Below are 21,660 nucleotides of genomic sequence, written 5' to 3'. Positions count from 1 at the left end.
GCAGCAGCAATGCTGCTCCCCAAGTGTCGACGAGGTTGACCCCAATGAGCAATTTTCCTGCTTATGATGAAGTGCATGTGATTTCCGATATCCATATGGGCGGCGCTGAACCCAGTTTTCAGGTGCTGCGCGAAACCAAAAGACTGGCTGGTTATATTCAGTGGGTCGGCAAGCAAAACCCTGCAGGTCAGGTGGCTTTGGTACTCAACGGTGATGTGTTTGATACGCTTGCTGAAAAATCCTCTGATTACATTATGGTCGACAGAGCGGTTGAAGTGGTCAGCAGCATTATGGCGAACCCATCCTTCTCCGGTATCTGGGCGGCGCTGGCTGCTTTTGTCGCGCTGGAACGCCGCACTCTGGTGTTTATTATCGGCAATCACGATGTGGAGATTTCCTTTCCTGTGGTGCAGCGCCTGATCCAACAGCGTCTGGCCGGAGACAATCCGCAAAAACGCGCCAGTATTGAGTTTTCCACTATAGGAGCAGGCTTTAGCTGCACTGTAGGCGGCGCTACAGTGTATTGCACCCATGGTAATGAAGTAGACCCCTGGAATTTCAACAGATACGAAGACTTAGCCAAAGTGGGCCGACGCCTTAATGCGGGCCGCACTTTAACTCAGCAGGAATGGATACCTAATGCAGGCACCCGTATGGTGAAAGAGGTGATGAATCAGGTCAAAGAAAAGTACAAATGGATTGACCTGCTCAAACCTGAAACTCAGGCTGCTGTAGGCACTTTAGTGGTGCTGGACCCGTCACAGGCGAAAAAAATCGGCGATTTATTGTCGATAGTAGGACGAAAAACAGTAGACGGCAGAGAAGTCAATCAACGCTTGTCGATGGATGGTTTCCAGACGCATGAAGAACAAAATGCGACGCCACCTCAACTTACACAAGTGCTTGGCAGCAACCTGACACAAGGCATGAGAACCTATGCCAGTGCAGGCAGTCAGGCGGTGGATGCCATGTTACTGCAAGCAGAACAAAACCTTGGTACTCCTAATGCTCAGCTGTTTGAACAGGATGGGCAACTGGGCACTGGCCAGCTGATTTTTGACCGTTTAACTGGCTGGATCCGCAATATACCCAAAGATGAAGCTTTACGCCGCGCGATGAAAGACTGGTTATCCGGCGATAAAACCTTCGATATCAACGACAAAGACGACACCTACAAAGAAGTCACTGCAGCAGTTGGCAATGGCATCGACTTTATTGTCACAGGCCATACCCATCTGGAGCGTGCCATCGACATGGGATCAGGCCGTTATTACTTTAACTGCGGCACCTGGATCCGCTTACTGAGTTTTACGCCGGAGATGCTCAAAGATCAGGCGTCTTTTCAGCCGGTTTATAAAATCCTGATCGACGGCAAAATGGAAAGTATCGACAACGCCAGTTTTGGTGGCCAGCCTTTTGTGATGAACCAAACCAGCGCCGTTTCTATTAAAAAAACCGCTAGTGGTGCCATCGGCAGCCTGACTCATGTGCTGGGTGATGGCATGGGCGAGCCGCAAATTATCAAGCAATTTGAGAGGTCTTAACATGAAAGCGCAAAGCACCGAAATTCGCAGCGTAAAGCTTGAACTGTTAAGAGCAGGCCCTGCTCACAACCAGTTATTGTCGCCTTTAACTAACTATATTGCGCTTTGTGGTTCAGACGGCCCTGTCACCATTAACATCCCTTATGAACACCGCCAATTGCTGATGCGATTAAAGCGGTTGAAGTACCCACTGGATAAAGATCCGGCCACTGACGATCAGCGCCAGGCTGAACTTCGGGATATAGGCGAAAGTCTGGGTCGTATTTTTGCCGAAGTACCAGCATTGATTTCCGAACTGGGCGCGGCTGCAGCAGACAAAAGCAGTCTGGTGCATTTAAGTTTATCGATGTCAGCCTTTGAACTGGGTTTATTACCTTTTGAAGCCGCCATAGCAGCAGATGGTTTCCCAGGCACTGGTGCTCCTTTGTTCTTACAAATGCGCACTCCCGTGTCCATCACCCGCGAAGTGCGTCGTGGTCGTCCTTTGCCGATGAACTGGGCCAGAACACCCAAAATTCTGTTTGCTTTTGCAGCACCAGCGGGCAGTTATGTGCCATCACAATCGCATTTACAAGCACTGCGTGAAGCCATAGAACCCTGGGTGAAATTAAAAGACAGTCCGGAAGAACGCATCAGCGAAGTGAAAAAGCTGCTGACGGTATTACCACAGGCGACACTTGAGCAATTACGCACCTTATGCGCCACACAAGAGTTTACTCATGTTCATATTCTGGCTCATGGTGCACCTTATCAGGAATCCGGTGATGAGCATTATGGCGTGGCGCTTTGCAGCGAGGCAGGCCCTGAGCAAATTGATGTCGTCGATGGTGAACGACTGGCAGTAGCCTTGACTGCAAATGATGCGTTAGGTACCACGCACTGCCGTCCAACTGTAGTTACTTTAGCCACTTGTGATTCAGGCAATATCAACTCGGTATTAACCCCAGGCGGCAGCATAGCGCATGAACTCAATAGCTCCGGCATTCCCTGGGTCATTGCCTCACAGTTCCCACTCTGGATGAAAGCCTCGGCTATAGCAGCCAAAGTGCTCTACAGCGGATTACTCAAAGGTGACGACCCTCGTTGGGTATTACACGAATTACGTCAGCGCTTACGCACTGACGCGCCTGAAACCCACGACTGGGCCAGCATAGTGGCTTACGCTACTATTCCACCCGACTTTGCCTTGCAGGTGCAGCAATTTCATGCGACACAAACCCAGCGCAAAATAGAAGTGAAGTTTGACCGTATTGATGAGTTGGTCAAAACCATCACCCAAGGCATGGCAAGCTCAGATGAACAAACTGACGTGCACCAGGAGCTGACTGCTTTATCCGAAGCAATACGGCAAGAGCTGAAAGAGTGGCGCGATGAGCCGCATGATCATTTAACCAAAGAAGAATGGTCGATGCGCATGGGGTTAAGTGCCGCCAGCGAAAAACGTATTGGCATAGCACTGGATTTAATTGGCGCCGAAAAAGAGGCACAACAAGCCTATAAATGCTGTTTTGAGTTTTATCAGGCCGCCTGGACTATCGATCAGTCCAACCACTGGATGCTGACACAATATTTGTCCATCATTGCCATTCGCAACAGAACAGACGATGCAGCAGGTTTACAAAAGCTGTCGGACAAATACGGCACCACCTGGTGTGCAGCACTTGAAATGACCACATGGAAAAAGAGCCTTAGCACAGGCAAAGACAAAGTTTATGTGCTGGCGACCTTAGCTGAGCTGACGTTGTTACATTCGGTTTATCACACTGACACGGCAAAACCTGATGAGCTGAAAAAGCAGATCAGCGATTACTGCAAAGCCATGCTGGATGAGCCTTTAGCTGATAAATTTCCTATTTTGTCTACTAAAAGGCAATTTGGCCGTTATCTACTGGAATGGAAAAGCCCAATTTGGGCCGAATTGGCACAAGTTGCTGTGGATGCACTCACTGAAGATGAATAAGGATAAACACAGACAGCAGCACTTTAGCCTGCTGTCTGTTTCATTGATTTAAACCGAAGCGGCAGCTGCCTTTCTGTTATGTGCAATCACCAATCCAATCAAACCTATTACGGCCACTAGTACCCCTATAGGTTTGCTGTACTCCACTGGTAAATTCAAACCAATACTGGCAGTTGCTATATAAGCTACTGTCATACTGGTACCTATCACAGCAGGAATACTGGCAATCCAGTGTAAAGTGCCGCGATCGAATAAGTACTTAGTGGCCAGCCACAATACGCTGGTGGATAACAACATATTGGAAAAAGCGAAATAACGCCAAATCAGCGAGAAATCCAGCAGCGTCATAAAGTAAGCAATAGCCAGAATTGGCACTGACAATAACAGTCTGTTGCGCAAGCTTTGTGGAATATTAAAGGCATCCACTATGGTTAAACGTAATGAACGAAAGGCTGTATCACCTGAGGTAATAGGGAAGACTGCCACAGCCACAATAGCCATCACACCACCTAATACGCCTAAATAACCAGTGGCAATATGATTGACCACTAACCCCGGGCCACCTAAATCCAGCATAGCTTTAAGCTCAGGATAACCACCAGGGAAAGCTGCAACACCAGCCAGAGCCCAGACACAAGCCACTATACCTTCGCACACCATAGCGCCGTAATACACAGGCCTGACGTATTTTTCATTAGTTAAACAACGGGCAATAATAGGCGCCTGAGTGGAGTGAAAACCACTGATAGCACCACAGGTAATAGTTAAAAACAGCAGAGGCCAGACAGGTAAACCATCGGCATTTGGCGTTAAAAAATCGTGTTCATGGTGGCCATCAAAATAAGCGAAAATATCTGTCACTTGCGGTAAATGCGGCGCTTCCATTAATAAAGCGCCGGCTATCAAAGTCGTCATCACTATCATTAACACACCAAAAGCCGGGTACAGCTTGGTAATGATTTTATCTATAGGCAACAAAGTAGCCAGGAAGTAATAGAGCAGGATCAACAGCACCCAAAAAGTATTGCCGGCTAAAAAAGTACCTTCAAAGTAAGACAGATTACTTAACAGCCCGGCCGGGCTCATAATAAAAACTACACCGACAAAAAACAGCAGCATGGCGGTAAACACCAGCATAAAACCTTTAAAAACCACGTTGTAATAATGGCCTGCTATTTCGGGTAAACTTTTCCCATCTTCTTTGATGCTCATCACACCAGAAAAATAGTCGTGAACTGCGCCGCCTATAATGTTGCCAATGACGATCCAGACTAAAGCCACAGGGCCATATAAAGCACCTAAAATTGGGCCAAAAATAGGCCCTACCCCGGCCACATTTAAAAATTGAATCAAAAAGGCTTTCATCGGACTGATAGCCACATAATCCACGCCTTCGTTAAAACGTTCTTGTGGCGTGATAGCTTGAGGGTCTATGCCCGCCTGTTTTTCAACAAAAGGGCTGTAGAATTTATAACCCAGAATAAGCAGCGCAATACTGATAAAAAAGATAAGCATAGGAGTAGATCCCTCTGATGATGCTGATAACAGAGCTGGTGCAGTTTTAACCGCACCTTCGCATGAATATCAATACCTTAGCACAGCAACAAGACTTCAGACATCAGCCGATAGTCGAATCCTTTGAACCAGCAAAAAAACCAAACAGGTAACCCAGCAGAGGCCGCAAGGTTTTATGCAAAATAAAAGACATCAATACCACCAAAGTGCCGACCCCGGCCGGAATTAATGCACCAAAGGTGAAACACATCCCCAGCACAAAACCTAATAAAAATTCAGCACGGTACAGTGGAAAAATTAATGCCAGCACAGGCAGACTGAGCATCAGGCCCGATAACATCTGTTGCTGCTGATACACAAATAATACTGAAAGCAAAATGCCAAACAGCAGAGCACCTATAAAACCCGCCACCACAGCAAAGGGATAAGCCGTCACTACCCGCTTATAGATACGTCCTGTTAAAAACCAGCTCAGCAAAGGCAAAACCAAAGCCCCCCACCAGTTTGAAATAGCGGGTAAATCTTCTCTGTGTAATAAATGATGACTCACCACACCACCGTTATAGTGCTCAAAAGCCAGTAAAACCCAGATATAAAGACTGGCAGCAGCCACCAGCAACAGGCGGTGAAGTTTAAATGGTTGATCGTTCATCTTTAGTTTCCGTGTCGACCTGAGTGAATGCTGTCAGTGTGGCTTAATTAAAGATGACAAGGTATATGAAACTGTAAGGAAAAATATTCAGATATCTGAGGTTCTGGCAGAAACTCAACTCTAGTCCACTGCGCTGTAATATCAGTTGAACCGCATTGATATCCCTCTGTTCGCCAGTTACTTTAAATTGACTAAAAATAAAACAATTCAGGGGCGTTATGAAAAAACATGTTATTTCACTGATGGTTAGTCTTGTGCTTTGTGGCACAAGCACCAGTATTTTTGCGGAAAAAATTGCACTGGTTGGTGGCAGGCTGATTGATGGTACGGCTGAAAATCTGATCCGAAATAGCGTTATCCTGGTGGACGAAGGCATCATTCAACAAGTGGGCTCAGTCGATACATTACAGGTGCCCCAAGGATATAAAGTGGTCTCTACCGAAGGCCATGATCTGCTGCCTGGCTTGTGGGAGAGCCATGCCCATATACAACTGACTGGTCATGCCGACTATGTGCATTGGCAAGCTAAGTACAAAGACCGTTTTGCCGATGAAATTATGCCAGCCAGTTTAGTGCAGTTATTGCTGGCAGGAGTGACCAGCGTGCGGGATTTAGGTGCACCACTGGAAGATACTCAAATCATCAAAGCCAAACTGGCTAAAAATGAAATCCCGGGCCCCAGCCTTTACGCTTCAGGTCCTTTTTTACAATGGCAAGTTCGGGATTGGGAAAAAAGTTACCGCTGGGCTGTGAAAGACAAAAGTGACGCCATAAAAAAAGTGAATCAGTTAGCCGACGCCGGTATGGACATAGTGAAACTGATTGATCAGGACGATATGCCACGTGAAGTGGCTGAAGCTATAGTGCAGCAAGCCCATAAACGGGGCATGAAAGTTGTCGCGCATTCGCACAAACCTGATGAAATCCGCCGGGGTATAGAAATTGGTGTTGATAACTTTGAACACACAGGCCTCACCACAGCACCGGGTTATCCAGAAGATGTACTGACCGCCATTAAAGAACGCACTGGCACTGGTATGTTTAAAGGCCTGCTGTTCTGGACGCCTACTGTTGAAGGTTTGTGGAGTTATCAGGATACAGTCAAAAATCCGGAGCATTTAGATAACACCTGCTGGCACAGAGGCTTAAAGCCAGACACTATCGCCGATATTCAACAGTCCATTAAAAAGCCCGGCCATTTGGGTTACACCCAATTAGTGCCGCTGCGCAAACCCACACTAAAACATAAAATTGAGCAGCTAAAAGAAACCGGAGTGGTCATGCTGGTGGGGACAGATGTCGGCATTCCGATGAAGTTTCATTGCCAGACCACCTGGCATGAAATGGCGCTCTGGGTTGACGATTTTGGCTTCGACCCTATAGAAACCATCAGAGCTGCGACCTACTGGCCAGCCGTGATGATGGGAGTGCAGGATAAATACGGTTCTGTGACCCCAGGCAAAGTAGCTGACATTATTGCCGTAAGAGGCGATGTGCTTAAATATATGAACCTGTTACAACATGTTGATTTAGTGATGAAAAACGGCGTGATATACAAACAAAACGGTCAGGTTATTGAAGAAGCGTTAAAACGTTAGCCTATGGCTCTAAAGCTCAGGTTAGTACCAACTGTGCTTTAGAGCTGCCCTCTTTGTGTGACTCACCCAATAGAAGTGTCTACACCGCCTTATCTGCGCTGTCCGCTGGTGATCAGGCCGTTTATCTTTGCGTACTGCAGCAACATAATAGTTTTACCGTCTTTAATTTCACCTGTGCCTATCATCGAATAAGCCCGTTCAAAATCCAGTTCCAGTACTTCAATATTTTCCTGCTCATGCGCCAAACCACCACCTGCTGAAACCTGCATATCTTCGGCATATTCAGCCGCAAAAAAATGGATGATTTCAGTGACTGAACCGGGTGACATATAAGCTTCAAACAGTTTTTGCACTTTATCTACTTTGTAGCCGGTTTCTTCTTCGGCCTCACGCTTAATGCAATCTTCCGGATTATCCTGCTCCAGCAAGCCGGCACAGGTTTCAATGAGTAAACCATCTGTATTGCCATTGATATAAGTGGGCATACGGAACTGGCGCGTCAGGATCACTGTGCCTTTGAGAGTGTTGTACAACAAAATAGTAGCGCCATTGCCCCGATCGTAAGCTTCACGGTGCTGCTGTTGCCACTGACCATGATGGTTCTGATATTCAAAGCTAAATTTATTCAGGGTGTACCAGTTGTCCGACAACAATGTTTTCTGAATATTTCTGATTTTATCACTCATTAAAAAGTCCTTTTACTCTATATCCAAACATCATTCAGGGCGGTCAGTGCGCTTTGGGTATCTCCGGTATTCACTACACCTTTGGGTTCAACCAACAGGATCTGGCATTCAGCTTTTGCACCGGGTTTATGTTTTACGCCTTTAGGCACCACAAACATCTCTCCGGCTTCTAAGGTCACTTTGCCATCTTCAAATTCAATATCCAGCACACCATTCACTACAATAAATACTTCGTCAGTATCCGGGTGATCGTGCCAGACAAAGTCCCCCTCAACTTTCACCAGCTTAAACTGGTAGTCATTCATTTCGGCAATAACACGGGGTGACCAGTGATTGTCGAACTTCGAAAATTTATCTTTAAAATTAATGGCCTGATAATTCATTTCATCTTCAATCCTGATTCTAACTCAGATGCTTTTTAAAAAATTTAATGGTTCTATCCCACGCAAGCGTTGCAGCTTCCTTGTCGTAACGTGGCGTGGTGTCGTTATGAAAACCGTGCTGGGTGTCCGGATAGATATAACTTTGGGCATTTTTGCCTGCAGCTTTTAACGCATCGTCATAGGCTTTAGCGCCAACATTCACCCGCTCATCATCGCTGGCATAATGGATCAAAAGCGGCGCCTGAATAGCTGCTACTTTGTCTAAATTAGCTTGTCGACCATAAAAAGGCACCGCCGCAGCTAAGTCTGGTAACTCTGTGGCTAAAAAGTTTGCCATGCCGCCACCATAACAAAAACCAACAACCCCCACTTTGCCATTGCCTTGGGGCAGTTTTTGTAAAATACGCACGCTTTCAATAAAGTCTTGTTGGGTTTTGTCCTGCTCTAAAGTACTAAACAGAGCGCGGGCTTTGTCTTCATCCCCCGGATACCCACCTAGCGGAAAGAGTGCATCTGGCGCAAAAGCAATAAAACCAGCTAATGCCAGACGGCGTGTTACATCTTCAATATGAGGGTTTAAACCACGGTTTTCGTGCACCACCAGAACCAGAGGTAACTTGCTGTTGATCTGTTTAGGTTTTGCCAAATAAGCTCTTAGTTCTCCATAGCCTTTAGGGCTTGGATAAGTCAGATATTCAGTATCTAATTGTGGATCATCAGGCCGAATCTGCTGGCCCATGGCATAATTGGGAGCCAGTGCCTGCAATAGAGTCACAGCTGTCATGCCTGCCACCGCGAACTTTGCAGCACCTGCTAAGAAATCACGTCTGCTGATATCACCATGCACATAACGGTCAAATAAACGCAGGATTTGTGGATGAAAATCTTTGGCCGTTTTACGATCAGACATAACAACTCCTATGGTATTCAGTCGTTTCTGCTCAGCATAAAGCTATGTTTTCTTGATTAATTTATATACTGCACCCGACAGTACGACAGACACAACGATTAATTTTCTCTGACTTCGATCTAAAACAAAAACAATGCAGCTCAGATAAAGTTGCAAAGTTAATCGCAGAAAAAACGCGCTTTGTCGCCTTTTAAATGCACAAAAACGGCTTGTTATTTCCGCATTGCTGTTTAAAAAATATAAAACAACCTTCAGCCAGACACTTTAAAAAAAATTGAAGAAATAAACGTAACCACATGATTTTAATTAACTTAAACCTAAATAGAAAAAACAAACCAAATGAAAACGGTTACATCCAGTCTCACTCATCATCTGCATTAAATACATCTTTTACTTTCATTTAATTTACATAATCGACATTGGCATGTGTCTGGAACTGAAATAAAAGCATCATAGTTGCTCTGTATTCTCGCCCGTCGTTGAGCGCCACTATTACGCCCGCCCTGTCCGGCTAGTGGTAAAAAAATAATGATAGTAGCTAAGGGTTTGGGAATGAAAAGTCAGAATCAATACCGTCATCATCTTGTATCAAAACGCACAGCTTTAAGTCTGGCCATAGGTCAATTAGTGTTGGGCACTGCCATCAGTTTACCTGCTTATGCACAAGACAAGCAGACTGAGCAAAAAGTTGAAGTCATCGCAGTCAAAGGCACCTACAGCAAAAGTCTGGAGCAAGCCGTTGATATGAAAAAAGAGAACATTGGTTTCTCTGATTCGATAGTGGCTACCGACATCGCCGATTTCCCTGAGCAAAACCTGGCTGAAGCTCTGCAGCGTATGCCTGGCGTCACTATCGAGCGTAACAAAGGTCTTGGCAGCAAAGTCAACGTACGAAGCTTGCCATCTGAATTTACTCATGTGTCTATCAATAACCTGGCAACTGCTTCAGGTAGCGGTGGCCGCGATGTGGAATTTGATATTTTTGCCTCTGAAATCATCCAAAGTGTAACAGTACAAAAATCACCGACAGCTGCCGATGAAGAAGGTGGTATCGCAGGTTCAGTGCAAATTGGTACTGCCAAGCCTTTTGATTACAGCGACGCACAATTTGTTGTTTCTGCTGAAGGCGCTCATAACTCGATCTCAGAAAAAACCGACCCTAAATTCTCTTTCCTCGCCAGCGATACCTGGGGTGACTGGGGTGCTTTAGTGTCTTTTTCTAAAGCAGAACGCAATAACAGAACAGATTCAAACTCTGGTATCAACTTCCGCCCTATGGGTCGTTTCCTTGAAGCTTCAGCACCACGCTCAACTCAGGCAGCAGCAGTACTGGAACGTGATGCCGGCGTGATCGTCAGTGATTTCAAAGATAAAGACGAAACCAGCCGTATTATTTTCCAGGACAAAGTGGGCGACCGTGTCTTCCAAAGCGAGCAGGACAAATGGGGCAGCACGGCTTCGGTACAATACAAGCCAAGCTCAAACTTCAGTCTGACCTTTGATGCCATGTTAGGTGGTTATGACAACACTGAAGATGAATACGATGCAGCAGCTTACTCTGCCTCAAGCCGCAGTACGTTAGAAACTATCCATGCATACGACGATACCACATTGGCTGAATACGGCATGGTGGTGCTGACCGACGTGTCTTACACCGCGACTCAGCATGAATTTTTAAGCAAAGAACGTATTAACGAAACAGACTTCACCCAATACAGCATCACTATGGACTGGGAAGTCAACGGTTGGGATATCAATGCGCTGGCAGGTTTCTCAGGTGCTGAAAAAACAGCTGATTACGCCAACCTGAAGCACGTTGCCTATGCTCCTTCCCGTACCCGCTGGACTGCCAATGGTGGCGAAACTATCAAGAGCGATAACCCAAACAGCATCGATATGTACAACGCTGCTGACAAATACCTGTTTGAAGCTTATGAAACTCAACTGGAAGAAGTTCAGGACGACAAATACGCTGCTCAGCTCGACTTTAAAAAAGAGCTGGAATGGTCCATGTTGCCAGCTCTGAGCAGCGTGCAGTTTGGTGTGCGTTACACTGACAAATCAAAAGAACGTAACTATGGCGAAACCAAAATTCAGGGCCCTTCAGCAGGCGACAGTTCATACGTGAACAAACGTACTTTGCAGGACAGTGAATTAGGTTATGTCACAGATATCGCATCTGGCGGTGCTTACCAGGCGAAAAACCTGAACTGGATGCAGATTTCAAACGACTATGCCCGTCGCACCTTCCGTTACGAAGGTTTCTTCACACCATTTCAGGTGAATCAGTACTACCGTGTTGATGAAGAAGTCACAGCTTTATACGCCATGAGCAACTTTGATTTTGAAATTGGCGACTTACCAAGCAAATTAAACGCTGGTGTAAGAGCAGTAGATACTGACGTTTTATCTTTTGGTTATCACCCAATCCAAAACCAGGATGGCAGCACTGGCTACACTAAAGACCCAGTGTCTGCAGACGGTAGCTACAGCGATGTATTACCAAGCTTTAACCTGACAGTTGAAGTGGCTGAAGACGTGATTTGGCGTACCGCTGCATCAGAAACTTTGATGCGTCCAGCCTTAGGCGACATTGCCTATAAACGTACTGTTAGCTGGAACGAATTCCGCTTCAAAGACGGTAACCCTGGCCTGAAGCCAACCAAGGCTAAGCAATGGGAAACTGGTGTTGAATGGTATATGGAAAACGGCGGTATTCTGGCAGCCTCTTACTTCTGGAAAGATATCGAAGGCGTAGTGCGTGAAGAGCTGACCGGTATAGTAGAAGACGTTGAAAAACGTAATGCGGACGGTTCACTGGACGGTTACTACGATTTCGAAGTCTTCCAGCCAGTCAATGCTGAAGGCTCTTACAAAGTTACAGGTCTGGAACTCATAGCCCAGTTGCCTCTGACTATGATCAGCGAATCACTGGACGGTTTTGGTATCAACGCCAACTACACTATGCTGGACAATACCTTAACTGGCGCTTCGGATCTGGATATTCCAACACCACCAGAAGGTCTGGCCGATAAAACCTATAACTTTACTGCTTACTACGAAAACGACGTTTTTGATGCCCGTGTGTCGTACAACTATAAAGACAAGTACGTTGAGTACATTCACCTGAATATGTACCCGGTTTACCGTGACGCTTACGGCCAGACGGACATAGCCTTAGGCTACAAGTTGACTGATAACGTCAAACTGAGTTTAAAAGGCATCAATATTACAGACGAAGAAACCACGGGTTACACCATGAACCCAGCCTTCCCTGTGATGTATGAGTTCTCAGGCAGAAGAGTAAGTTTAGGTCTGCGTGCAGATTTCTAATCCTGTTCTTGCTGTTGTTTAGATGATAAAAAGCAATAAGGCCACAGCATCCCTGTGGCCTTTTATTTTTCAAGGAATATCAAGGAAAGTGCCACTGATGAAAACAGCCCTCTTTTGCTCTGTATTGGCTCTGTTTTGTTTACCAGTCTCCTCAGCAGAACAAAGTGCTCCGACACAAATTGCCTTTTTACCTGACATCCATTTTCATGATGTCTATGCAGAGTTCAACGATGGCAGCTTTAAAGGCCTTAAAAATACCAGTGGAAACAAAGACCAAAGCAAAGGCAAAGCTGCAACCATCCGCACTATGGCTGCTCAGCTGCAATCCACCCGGCTTTTTAACGAAAACTATTTTGCGTTGCGCGCCGCTTTAGATGATTTGGTGCGTCGAAAGGTCCAGCTGGTGGTACTGCCTGGCGATTTTAGTGACGATGGCCAAAGCGTCCATATACGTGGTTTAAAACAAATCCTGCAGCAGTACAGCAAAGCCCATGGCCTGAAGTTTTTGTTGACCTTAGGCAATCACGATCCGGTACGGCCTTATGCCCATGCCGCAGGTAAACCCGATTATTTAGGACCTGATGGCCGGCATTTAGCTATTTTTAGCCCAGGTTCAGAGCCTTGCAGCAAATCAGCTCAAGACGTTATTTGCACTGAAGAAGTCAAAGAGCTGGGCTACTTTGAGTTAATGACAGAACTTTCAGACTTTGGTTTTTACCCTAAAGCGGAAGATCTCTACTGGGAAACACCTTACAGCAGCTACACCAGCAGCAATTACAGCTACACCGAAGCTCTGGTTCAGTCGGATTTCACCAAACGTCAGTTTGAAATTTGTCAGCAAGGTGCTGGTGGAACCTACAAAAAACAGGGCTATAGCAACTGCCATGTTATCCCGGATGCCAGCTATCTGGTGGAGCCTGTTGAAGGTGTATGGCTATTGGCCATTGACGCCAATGTGTATAAACCCAAAGCTGGTTACAGAGGCAAAGGCAATGAAGCTGCCGCTTTCGAAGGTTCAGGCAACGCAGGTTACAACACCATGTTTGACTACAAGCCACAGGTAATGGCCTGGGTAAAACAAGTGGCGGCGCGCGCGAAAGCTCAGGGCAAAACCCTAATCACCTTCAGCCATTACCCTATGATTGAGTTTTATCAGGGCCAAACCCAACATATTGCTACTTTATTAGGTGAAGAGCGTGGTCAGTTATCGCGCAGCCCTAAAGCACAAATCAGCGAAAGACTGGCCGACCTTGGCGTACAGCTGCATATAGGCGGCCATATGCATTTAAACAACACTGCTGTAGTCAGTTCTGACAGTGGCAATAGTCTGGTGAATATTCAGGCGCCCTCTTTAGCCGCTTATGTACCAGCATATAAATTGCTAACACTGACAGGTCCGGAACAAGTAAAAGTTCAAACTATAGTGCTTCAGGATGTGCCTGGATTTAATCAGTTATTTGAGCATTATCAGCACGAATGGCAGCAGCTAAAACAAGACAAACAAGCTGTGTGGGATGCCAGCATTCTACAGTCGAAAAACTATCGCGAATTTGCCAACGGCCATTTACGTGAACTAACCCGTTTACGCTTTTTGCCCAACGACTGGCCAGACGAACTACGCCAATTATTGCTGTCCTTAAATGGCGAACAAATGCTAGTGCTCTCCCAATTAAACAGCAAAACCACATTGAAGGACTTCTCCCCCCTGGTATTGCAAGGCTTGAGTCAAAGCACTGAGTGGCAACAGGCAAGGCAAAAAGCTAAAAACCAGGCAAAAGCCGCCGGAATAAAGCTGGACGATTTAGCTAAATGGACAGGTTTTGAGTTAGTGCTGGATTTTTACCGCTTACAAAATGCCGGTGAGCTGGCCTTGCCCGATATCCCTGCAACACGTCTGAAAGAGTACGGCTTTTTTACTGCGACACTGCAACAACCAGATACAGCACCGCAAATACAGGATTGGACAAAATGGACTCTGCCGCAATACAGCAGATATAAGTTTGCCGCTTTATTTCACATTATTGATGGTTTTTTACAAGGCCAGCCGAATGGGGATTTTATGCTGAATATGCAAACAGGCGAGTTAAGCTCGCTGAAAAATAGTCAGGCGCAGTAGCGCCTGATTTCAGCTATTACCGCGTTCACTGAGGCAGTTGCTCCAACTGGCTTAGCTGATCATTAAGTCTTTTGATCTCGCTGGTTGTTTCTTCCAGTTTTTTCTTATACTTCATGACCTTATCTTTTTTACCCTGCTGCTCTGCTTGCTGCAAATCAGCCTGATAACGCACTAAATCCTGATTAGCTTCGGCCAGCTTTGCAGTCAGACCATCTTTTAATCTGGTGTCGCTGCAACTGGTTCTGGCGTTATCCAACGCCATTTGTAAACCAGCAACCTGATCAGTATTCCCTGTTTGCTTTGCCATATTCAGTTGAATTTCCATCTCACAGAATTTCTGTTCACAACCTTTGAGAGCGCTGCAACTGGCTTGTGTTTGAGCAACTGCAGGAGCAACAGCTACCAGAGCGGCTAACCAAAGAGGTGCAAAAAGTAGACGTGGCAACGGAGTTAATTTAAGTGTCATTTTAATTTCCTTCTTAAAGACGGTTTGTTGCGACAAAATGCCACAGTACCTATTGAAGGTAGCAGTCCTTGCTGAACTCAAACTTAAGCTTTGCCAAACCGCAACTTGCTAAAAACGAGAAAACAAAGCCAGTAATAAAAACAGCGTGCTGCAGTGAAACCGCAACACACTGTGGAGAAAGGAAAATTAATAACGGTCTTTAATCGTCTGATAAATGCCAGGATAGTTCGCCTGTAACTCTTTGGCTTTGGTCGCGGCTATATCGTCCCAGTTAAACCAGGTATTGGCCCACAAGGCATCAGAGCGAGGCACATTGGCATTAGCCTGATCCATAATCAGCTGGTCATTACGGGTTTTAAAACTGGCTGAACCAAAGTTAGATTGCTCCAGAGCCATACGGTATTGTGTATTACGGTCATGGCGCGTTTGTTCATTCGAGTCCCACTGCGCGACGGCGCGGTAATGACTGATGATATTTGGCGCATAAAACTCACCCCAGTTGCCCTGAAACTCCACATTGGCTTTATCTGTTGCATTAGCAAAACGGAAAGCGTGTGTGCCTACGCCATCCTTATGGTACACCACCAGCGGATGACCATTGTGTTGCTGCAACGTATTCATAGCGCGGGTATCAAAGCTACCATGTGCACTGGTTGAGACATGGCTGACAAACTCCTGACCATGACCTTTTGCAGTCCAGACAATCACAGTTTCTACATCATGACGATGGCCACCTAAAAAGGTTAAGTGAACCGCCTGATCTTTCTCAAAATACAGCTCATAAAAATGCGCACAACGTTCCCAGCCATCAGTGCCTACCTGGCACAGTTGTCTGTGAATGGTATTAGAGATATTGCCCCAACCCGCATCACGGCAACCGCCGTAATAGCTGGATGTAGCTGCTAAACCAGGGTTCTGGCGCAAGGATTCATTGCGATGAAAAGGTGTGCCCGGATAACAGCCATCTGAGTCAAAATCAAAAGTAGGATGGAAATTCCGGACCTGAGCTTCGTTATAGGCAGTAATGCCAGTATCCCAGGTTGGAAATTCATCAGCGCTGACTGCGCCGACATTCAAAATACTCAGGAAAACTAAAAAGCCTTTTACTATCGTCAATTTAGTTAAATTTAATCTGTTTATCACGAGTTGGACCTCCGATGAATGATTGTTGTTTTATGCCAATTCCGCCTTACGAAGTAAGATCGAAATCAGAAACAACAGTCTAAGGTCCGAAAAATGACACAATGAGGTCATCATAAAAATTTAATGGTTTTGTCATATAAAACCAAAGGAAAAACAGAGAGCTAAGTTAAAAATGAGCAAAAAAAATCCGGCATATTCGCCGGATCTTTATTTAAAGGTTCAGCGAAAACGATTAGAAGCTAACACCATAGTTGGCATCAACTAACTCACTCACCTGCAATTGGTCAACTGTAGGTAAAGCTTTAAACCAGTCAGAAATCACTTTGATATCGTCTTGAGTGGCTGAGCCATAACGATGAGCAGACCAAATAAAGGCTTCAAACTGAGTTTTATCGCCGCCACCAGCCATCACCAGATCACGGCTTTCAATCAGACTAATAAATTGGTCCAGCAATTTGCTGAAATCCTGATCAGACTCCAGGCCTAAAGAACAGGACAACATAAAACCGTACTCAGTAAATTCGCCCATATAGAGCTTTTTCTGTAAACGACGGCTTTTAGGTTTAGACATGGGATCTCCTTGGCGCAGCAACCGGAAATTCGGCCTGATGCTTAGTTAACACAATACTGTATCGGCATAGGATCTCGTTATCAGGGCCTGATAAGCAAGCTTTTTTTAGCAACCTACCCAAATTTCAGCCGGAATAACATCTTTAGACTGCTTGCTGAGCTTCGCAAAAACGCCGAACTGATATATGATGCGCGGCCGAAAATTTGACCAAATCAACCAGCCTATGCACTCTTCAAATTCACTGTACACAGACCTGTCCGGTTATTATGACCTGATGTGTGCTGATATTGACTATCAGGCGCAAAGCCAGAGCGCGCGCAGGTTGCATCAATTTTTTGGTGGTGATGGCAGAACTCATTTGGATTTAGCTTGTGGTACCGGCCCACATATCCGGCATTTTCTGGACGCGGGTTATCAAAGCAGTGGGCTGGATTTAAATCAGCCTATGCTGGATAAAGCGCTGCAGCGTTGCCCTGAAGCGAGCTTTATGCAGCAGAATATGTGTGATTTCACTCTGACGGAGCCAGTCGATTTAGTGACCTGCTTTTTATACTCCATTCACTACAGCGCCAGTATTCAAAACCTTAAAGCCTGTATTGATAGCGTATTTAAAGCACTAAAACCAGGTGGCGTGTTTTGTTTTAATGCGGTGGATAAAGACAAAATCGACAATAACTCTTATGTACGGCATAGCGCTGTATTTGACGACAGTCATTTTGTATTTGAATCCGGCTGGAACTACAGCGGTACTGGCGAAAAGCAGACACTTAACTTAAGTATCGAAAAAACCACGATCGATTTGAAACAGCTCTGGCAAGACCAACACCCCATGGTTGCTGTCAGTTTTGCAGAGCTGGAGCAGCTACTTTGCAGCTGTTTTGAAGTGCATATTCTCGAACATAACTACGAAAAAATTGCCGCATGGGACAATGAGTCAGGTAACGCACTCTTTGTTTGTATAAAACGCTGAAGCGCTTTTTAACTCAAAGATAAAAACAACAATGCCAGTGCTGCTGGCAGCGCCTGAATATAAAGAATTTTCTTACTGGCTGTCATGGCACCATACACACCAGCGACTAGCACACAAAGCAGGAAAAACACTTTGAAATCCTGCCCTGCATCCCCCTGATAGACCAGGCCCTGATACAAGCCCCACAACAAACCTGCCGCCAAAAAACCATTGTATAAGCCCTGATTAGCCGCCAGCACTTTAGTCTCTGCCGCCTTTTGTGGGGTCAGACCAAAAGCTTTCATGCCTTTAGGCTTGTCCCATAAAAACATTTCCAGCACCAGAAAATACAGATGCAGTAAAGCCACCAGAAGTATCAGAAAATCTGAAATCAAAGCCATGTATTTATCTCCCGATGATAAATCAAGGCATCGTTGCCTTGCTCAAATAGACGACTTAGTATGTGACTATTGATCAGTACGTAGCAAGGTGGATTTCAATTTGAGACAGAATGCCTAATTAAATAGCTGATAAAAGTCAATAGCCGCATTTACTACCATAGACCACATAAAAAAACAACCTATTGATTATTCAAGAGCATATCGTTACATTTATGCCGCGCGTGATTAAGCGTGTATTAATAATAACTAAAGGGATATTAATGAAAACTATCTATGTTTCAGTTGCTGCCTTAGTACTCTCAGGCTGTGCTAGTGTTATGACTTCAGAAGAGCAATCAATCAACATCACTTCATCTAATAATAAACCAATCGAAGTTTCTGTTGATGACAAAAAAGCTACAACTCCTGGAACTGTCGTTGTACTGCGTGATGGAAAAGATAAAGTTGTAACAAGCACAACTCCAGGCTGTCAGAACGCTACACCTATCAAAAAAGATATTGCAACACCTTTCTGGGGTAACATTCTGATTGGTGGTGTATTTGGCTCAACAACTGACGCATCTACCGGCAAAATGTGGAACTACGCCGATACTGTAGAAATAAGCTGTACTGAACAATAAGTCGGTCGCCCAGTGTTGTATTCCAAGCAGAGCTGGTATTTATCAGCTCTTTTTTTGCTTCTCTTATTATCAAGCTCTGGAGTAAGTTTTGCCTCAGAAAAAATAACGTCGGATGTTGTATGGACCATGCTGCTGCATAGCTGGCAGGGAAAACCTCAAATTACGGATCCCCAATTTCTGCTCTCTTTGAATAAATTCTCAGAACAAACTGAGCAGGAACTCACATTAGATTTGTACAAAAAAAAACCACAGCAAGCTTTTTGTCGCTACCCTGCAAGACTTACTTATTTATCCAACAAGCTGGGCTTCAATTTATCAAATGATCGATATGAGAAATGTCCAGAATTAAAAAAGTTTATACAACATGTTCCTTTTCAACAATTGGATTTAGTCTTTGCGTCCGAGGTATTGTCCTCAGCATCAAGCATGATGGGCCACATATTTCTCAAAACAAGTGGCGAGAATTTTCGTAAAGTTCCGGTTTCGCACTCACTGGCCTATTTTACTGAAATTACCACCTTCAATCCGGCAAAATTAATTGTTGAAAGTACAATGACCGGTATGCCCGGTTTTTTTAGTGTCCGTCCTTTTGAAGAAGATTTAAAGCAATACAAAGATAAAGAACAGCGTAACGTTTGGCAATTTGAACTATCGTCCTCGTCTGATAGGCTGCATTTACTGCAGCTGCATGTATGGGAACTATACCAAATCAATTTAACTTATTACTTCCAGTCCTTTAATTGCGCAACTCTGACCCTAGAAATGTTGGCACTTTTAAATCCCGATGTACTGACGGAACGTGGTTTAATCGTCAGCCCAGTGGATGTAGTAAAAGCTGCAAACACCTATAACATGATTACTAAGACCACAGTAGATACCTCAGATCTTTGGCTATATAACGCTTTAAGAGATTCAATACCAAGTAAAGTAAGCAGCGCACTAGATACTTGGCTCTATGACGATAAGCCAGTATTAACTCAACCTACTACATACCATCCTTTGTCAAAATCTTATCTATCAATAGCAATAGATAATCTTGCAGAACAACATAAACGAACAAAAACAGAGATTACACATTTACGTGAATTTCTTGGTGCTGAGCAAGAAACAACGTTAGATCTAAGCAACTACAAGCATCCAGCTAAAACACCACAAGATTCTGCCGCAGGACTAGCTTGGCGTAATAATAAAAACGGAAAGCAGTTGCTTTTTTACCTCTTACCAACAGGTCACTTTTTACACAGCGATAACAGGCAGTATTTATCCGAATCAGAACTTCAAATTGCAAAGACAACTTTGGCCTGGAATACAGACACAAGAACACTAAAATTAGATGAGCTCACACTCTATTCGGTTACATCACTCAACCCTGATACTAGGCTGTTTCCGCTTTGGTCTGGCGAATTTTATCTGGGGTATAAACCTGTTTATACCGAAAATTTAGCGCACGAATCTTTAGGTCAAATCTCAGGAGCCTTGGGGAAAAGTTATGATCTACATAGAGATGTGGTTGGTTTTACTATGTTGGGTACAGGATTAACCAGTTCATTCGACAATAGCCATGCATTTATCTACAGTAAAACAGGGCTCAGCTTTGATCTTGCTTCAGATACCAAACTAATCGCTGAATACATAGTCAACTCAGGAGAAAGCAAAGGGCATTCAGAGTATCAACAGCTTACAGCTAATTTTATCTGGTTCCCGGATTTAGATAATTCACTGAGCCTAAAACTGCTAGGGGTTGAAACCAAATCTTCTAAGCATACCGGCCTGAGCATAGAGTTTATTAGTTATTTTTAGTAATCGTTAAGCTGTTGACCTTTGAGCTGCATCAATTGGCGATACGCTCCAGATTTTTTCAGTTCAGTAATACCTGCATCCAGGGCTTCTGCTCTTTTACTACTTTGGGGATTCTCTTTGCTAAAAGCCAGATAAATTTCGCTACGGTAGTTCAACTTACCGCGTTGAATATTCTTCGCCTTAATCCCCTCATTTTGTAGGTAATAACCTAATACATCATCAAAAAATATCGCCAAATCCAGCTTACCACCATTCAGCAAACCAATCAGCTGGCTGTGGGTGGACACCTGAACCAATTGAAATCTGTGTTTATGCTGCTCGTATAAATCCCCATACTCATAACCCAGTATCACCCCCACTACAGTACCATTAGGGATCTGCGCTGCTGAATCATAGGGCTGGAGTGTGCGGTAATAATAAAAGAATGAATCAGCGGTAAATAACGGAATTTTATGCAGGGTAAATTCCTGCTCTGTGTTTTGCTGCCGGGTCACATTCCAGCAAGCATCAGTAATGCCCTGACTGGTGAAATGCAAAGCGCGGGCGTAAGGCACTACAACTGTAGTGATCTGATAACCCTGAGTGGCAAAAGCCGCTTTGACCAACTGCTCAGAGAGCCCCTGCCCCTGATGATCAGAAAACGGCGGCCAGTTGTCCTCTGCAGCAATGCGGATCAACATAGCAGGGTCTGTAGAGGCGCGATCATCCTGACTTACCGCTAAAACAGGCCATATCAATAGCCAGAGGAATAGATACAATCGCAAATGACAAACTCAGTAAACTGCTGTTGAATTAAAGATAAACCAGATCAAAACAAGTCACCAGTTATGGCTTTGATCTGAAACATAAGTCAGTGAAAATTAGTCAGTGAAAACTAAGTGAAGTAGTCACAGATATTTGCCTGCCAAACTGAGCAGCGTTCACCATGCTACACTGAATCGCTGATCTGGCTTCATCTATCCCCCTCTTGTACACAAGGCTTCATGTACAAAGACGGGCCCCCATCAAGGATA

Annotated in this window: 18 protein-coding genes; 8 read left to right on the top strand and 10 right to left on the bottom strand. The window is 44.9% G+C overall.

Annotated elements, in window-relative coordinates:
* Window positions 1-44: 44 nt before the first annotated feature.
* Together LSG34_RS08855 and LSG34_RS08850 are read left to right on the top strand one after the other, a co-directional pair.
* On the top strand, window positions 45-1,544 hold the full coding sequence (locus tag LSG34_RS08855) for a metallophosphoesterase (protein ID WP_233008537.1): 1,500 nt from the start codon (window positions 45-47) through the stop codon (window positions 1,542-1,544).
* Between the two features lies 1 nt (window position 1,545).
* A complete protein-coding gene (locus LSG34_RS08850; RefSeq protein ID WP_233008535.1) occupies window positions 1,546-3,504 on the top strand; it encodes a CHAT domain-containing protein in 1,959 nt (652 codons plus the stop codon).
* A gap of 48 nt (window positions 3,505-3,552) precedes the next feature.
* Here LSG34_RS08850 and LSG34_RS08845 read toward each other — a convergent pair whose 3' ends face one another.
* Window positions 3,553-5,019: a carbon starvation CstA family protein gene (locus LSG34_RS08845; protein WP_233008533.1), complete on the bottom strand. Its 1,467-nt coding sequence runs from the start codon at window positions 5,017-5,019 to the stop codon at window positions 3,553-3,555.
* 103 nt (window positions 5,020-5,122) lie between these two features.
* Window positions 5,123-5,671 carry a hypothetical protein gene (locus tag LSG34_RS08840; protein ID WP_233008531.1) on the bottom strand — a complete coding sequence of 183 codons (549 nt, stop codon included), beginning with the start codon at window positions 5,669-5,671 and terminating at the stop codon, window positions 5,123-5,125.
* 218 nt (window positions 5,672-5,889) lie between these two features.
* Between LSG34_RS08840 and LSG34_RS08835 the strand changes: the two genes are divergently transcribed.
* A complete protein-coding gene (locus tag LSG34_RS08835) occupies window positions 5,890-7,269 on the top strand; it encodes an amidohydrolase family protein (RefSeq protein ID WP_233008529.1) in 1,380 nt (459 codons plus the stop codon).
* A gap of 89 nt (window positions 7,270-7,358) precedes the next feature.
* On the opposite strand, the gene nudK is transcribed toward LSG34_RS08835, so the two are convergent.
* From nudK to LSG34_RS08820, 3 genes are read right to left on the bottom strand one after another with little or no spacing between them, the layout of a single operon-like run.
* The gene (nudK, locus tag LSG34_RS08830) at window positions 7,359-7,955 is read right to left on the bottom strand and encodes a GDP-mannose pyrophosphatase NudK (RefSeq protein WP_233008528.1); all 597 of its coding nucleotides are present in this window, start codon (window positions 7,953-7,955) and stop codon (window positions 7,359-7,361) included.
* A gap of 17 nt (window positions 7,956-7,972) precedes the next feature.
* A complete protein-coding gene (locus tag LSG34_RS08825; protein WP_233008520.1) occupies window positions 7,973-8,338 on the bottom strand; it encodes a cupin domain-containing protein in 366 nt (121 codons plus the stop codon).
* 19 nt (window positions 8,339-8,357) lie between these two features.
* Window positions 8,358-9,248 (bottom strand): dienelactone hydrolase family protein, encoded by an 891-nt coding sequence (locus LSG34_RS08820; RefSeq protein WP_233008511.1) that lies wholly within the window; start codon window positions 9,246-9,248, stop codon window positions 8,358-8,360.
* 552 nt (window positions 9,249-9,800) lie between these two features.
* Between LSG34_RS08820 and LSG34_RS08815 the strand changes: the two genes are divergently transcribed.
* Both LSG34_RS08815 and LSG34_RS08810 read left to right on the top strand, forming a co-directional pair.
* Window positions 9,801-12,581 (top strand): TonB-dependent receptor, encoded by a 2,781-nt coding sequence (locus LSG34_RS08815; RefSeq protein WP_233008509.1) that lies wholly within the window; start codon window positions 9,801-9,803, stop codon window positions 12,579-12,581.
* 97 nt (window positions 12,582-12,678) lie between these two features.
* The gene (locus tag LSG34_RS08810; RefSeq protein ID WP_233008507.1) at window positions 12,679-14,697 is read left to right on the top strand and encodes a metallophosphoesterase family protein; all 2,019 of its coding nucleotides are present in this window, start codon (window positions 12,679-12,681) and stop codon (window positions 14,695-14,697) included.
* 25 nt (window positions 14,698-14,722) lie between these two features.
* Here LSG34_RS08810 and LSG34_RS08805 read toward each other — a convergent pair whose 3' ends face one another.
* The 3 genes from LSG34_RS08805 to LSG34_RS08795 form a co-directional block, all read right to left on the bottom strand.
* Entirely contained in the window at window positions 14,723-15,163 is a 441-nt protein-coding gene (locus tag LSG34_RS08805; protein WP_233008499.1) for a DUF1090 domain-containing protein, read from the bottom strand.
* Window positions 15,164-15,349: 186 nt separating this feature from the next.
* Entirely contained in the window at window positions 15,350-16,306 is a 957-nt protein-coding gene (locus LSG34_RS08800) for an NPP1 family protein (RefSeq protein WP_233008497.1), read from the bottom strand.
* 232 nt (window positions 16,307-16,538) lie between these two features.
* A complete protein-coding gene (locus tag LSG34_RS08795; protein ID WP_233008495.1) occupies window positions 16,539-16,877 on the bottom strand; it encodes a YggL 50S ribosome-binding family protein in 339 nt (112 codons plus the stop codon).
* Between the two features lie 187 nt (window positions 16,878-17,064).
* Between LSG34_RS08795 and LSG34_RS08790 the strand changes: the two genes are divergently transcribed.
* The gene (locus LSG34_RS08790; protein WP_269822847.1) at window positions 17,065-17,847 is read left to right on the top strand and encodes a class I SAM-dependent DNA methyltransferase; all 783 of its coding nucleotides are present in this window, start codon (window positions 17,065-17,067) and stop codon (window positions 17,845-17,847) included.
* A gap of 8 nt (window positions 17,848-17,855) precedes the next feature.
* On the opposite strand, the gene LSG34_RS08785 is transcribed toward LSG34_RS08790, so the two are convergent.
* A complete protein-coding gene (locus tag LSG34_RS08785) occupies window positions 17,856-18,227 on the bottom strand; it encodes a DUF1304 domain-containing protein (protein ID WP_269822846.1) in 372 nt (123 codons plus the stop codon).
* A 260-nt stretch (window positions 18,228-18,487) separates the two neighbouring features.
* Between LSG34_RS08785 and LSG34_RS08780 the strand changes: the two genes are divergently transcribed.
* Both LSG34_RS08780 and LSG34_RS08775 read left to right on the top strand, forming a co-directional pair.
* Window positions 18,488-18,847, top strand: a complete 360-nt coding sequence (locus LSG34_RS08780; protein ID WP_233008493.1) for a hypothetical protein — start codon at window positions 18,488-18,490, stop codon at window positions 18,845-18,847.
* A gap of 12 nt (window positions 18,848-18,859) precedes the next feature.
* Window positions 18,860-20,647 carry a lipoprotein N-acyltransferase Lnb domain-containing protein gene (locus LSG34_RS08775; protein WP_233008484.1) on the top strand — a complete coding sequence of 596 codons (1,788 nt, stop codon included), beginning with the start codon at window positions 18,860-18,862 and terminating at the stop codon, window positions 20,645-20,647.
* On the opposite strand, the gene LSG34_RS08770 is transcribed toward LSG34_RS08775, so the two are convergent.
* The gene (locus tag LSG34_RS08770) at window positions 20,644-21,327 is read right to left on the bottom strand and encodes a substrate-binding periplasmic protein (RefSeq protein WP_233008482.1); all 684 of its coding nucleotides are present in this window, start codon (window positions 21,325-21,327) and stop codon (window positions 20,644-20,646) included. The two genes, LSG34_RS08775 and LSG34_RS08770, sit on opposite strands and share 4 nt — an antisense overlap.
* Between the last annotated feature and the right edge of the window lie 333 nt (window positions 21,328-21,660).

The sequence above is a fragment of the Rheinheimera faecalis genome (assembly GCF_021290965.1).
In the GTDB taxonomy this organism is placed as follows: Bacteria; Pseudomonadota; Gammaproteobacteria; order Enterobacterales; family Alteromonadaceae; genus Pararheinheimera; species Pararheinheimera faecalis.
This window is presented reverse-complemented; position numbering and strand designations above follow the sequence as displayed.

Bases quoted from the DNA above. Each gene is read 5' to 3' on its own strand.
- LSG34_RS08815 (WP_233008509.1), top strand. From the start codon at position 9,801: ATGAAAAGTCAGAATCAATACCGTCATCATCTTGTATCAAAACGCACA.
- LSG34_RS08825 (WP_233008520.1), bottom strand. From the start codon at position 8,338: ATGAATTATCAGGCCATTAATTTTAAAGATAAATTTTCGAAGTTCGAC.
- LSG34_RS08810 (WP_233008507.1), top strand. From the start codon at position 12,679: ATGAAAACAGCCCTCTTTTGCTCTGTATTGGCTCTGTTTTGTTTACCA.
- LSG34_RS08850 (WP_233008535.1), top strand. From the start codon at position 1,546: ATGAAAGCGCAAAGCACCGAAATTCGCAGCGTAAAGCTTGAACTGTTA.
- LSG34_RS08855 (WP_233008537.1), top strand. From the start codon at position 45: ATGAGCAATTTTCCTGCTTATGATGAAGTGCATGTGATTTCCGATATC.
- LSG34_RS08785 (WP_269822846.1), bottom strand. From the start codon at position 18,227: ATGGCTTTGATTTCAGATTTTCTGATACTTCTGGTGGCTTTACTGCAT.
- LSG34_RS08770 (WP_233008482.1), bottom strand. From the start codon at position 21,327: ATGTTGATCCGCATTGCTGCAGAGGACAACTGGCCGCCGTTTTCTGAT.
- LSG34_RS08820 (WP_233008511.1), bottom strand. From the start codon at position 9,248: ATGTCTGATCGTAAAACGGCCAAAGATTTTCATCCACAAATCCTGCGT.
- LSG34_RS08845 (WP_233008533.1), bottom strand. From the start codon at position 5,019: ATGCTTATCTTTTTTATCAGTATTGCGCTGCTTATTCTGGGTTATAAA.
- LSG34_RS08790 (WP_269822847.1), top strand. From the start codon at position 17,065: ATGCGCGGCCGAAAATTTGACCAAATCAACCAGCCTATGCACTCTTCA.
- LSG34_RS08840 (WP_233008531.1), bottom strand. From the start codon at position 5,671: ATGAACGATCAACCATTTAAACTTCACCGCCTGTTGCTGGTGGCTGCT.
- LSG34_RS08780 (WP_233008493.1), top strand. From the start codon at position 18,488: ATGAAAACTATCTATGTTTCAGTTGCTGCCTTAGTACTCTCAGGCTGT.
- LSG34_RS08805 (WP_233008499.1), bottom strand. From the start codon at position 15,163: ATGACACTTAAATTAACTCCGTTGCCACGTCTACTTTTTGCACCTCTT.
- LSG34_RS08795 (WP_233008495.1), bottom strand. From the start codon at position 16,877: ATGTCTAAACCTAAAAGCCGTCGTTTACAGAAAAAGCTCTATATGGGC.
- nudK (WP_233008528.1), bottom strand. From the start codon at position 7,955: ATGAGTGATAAAATCAGAAATATTCAGAAAACATTGTTGTCGGACAAC.
- LSG34_RS08835 (WP_233008529.1), top strand. From the start codon at position 5,890: ATGAAAAAACATGTTATTTCACTGATGGTTAGTCTTGTGCTTTGTGGC.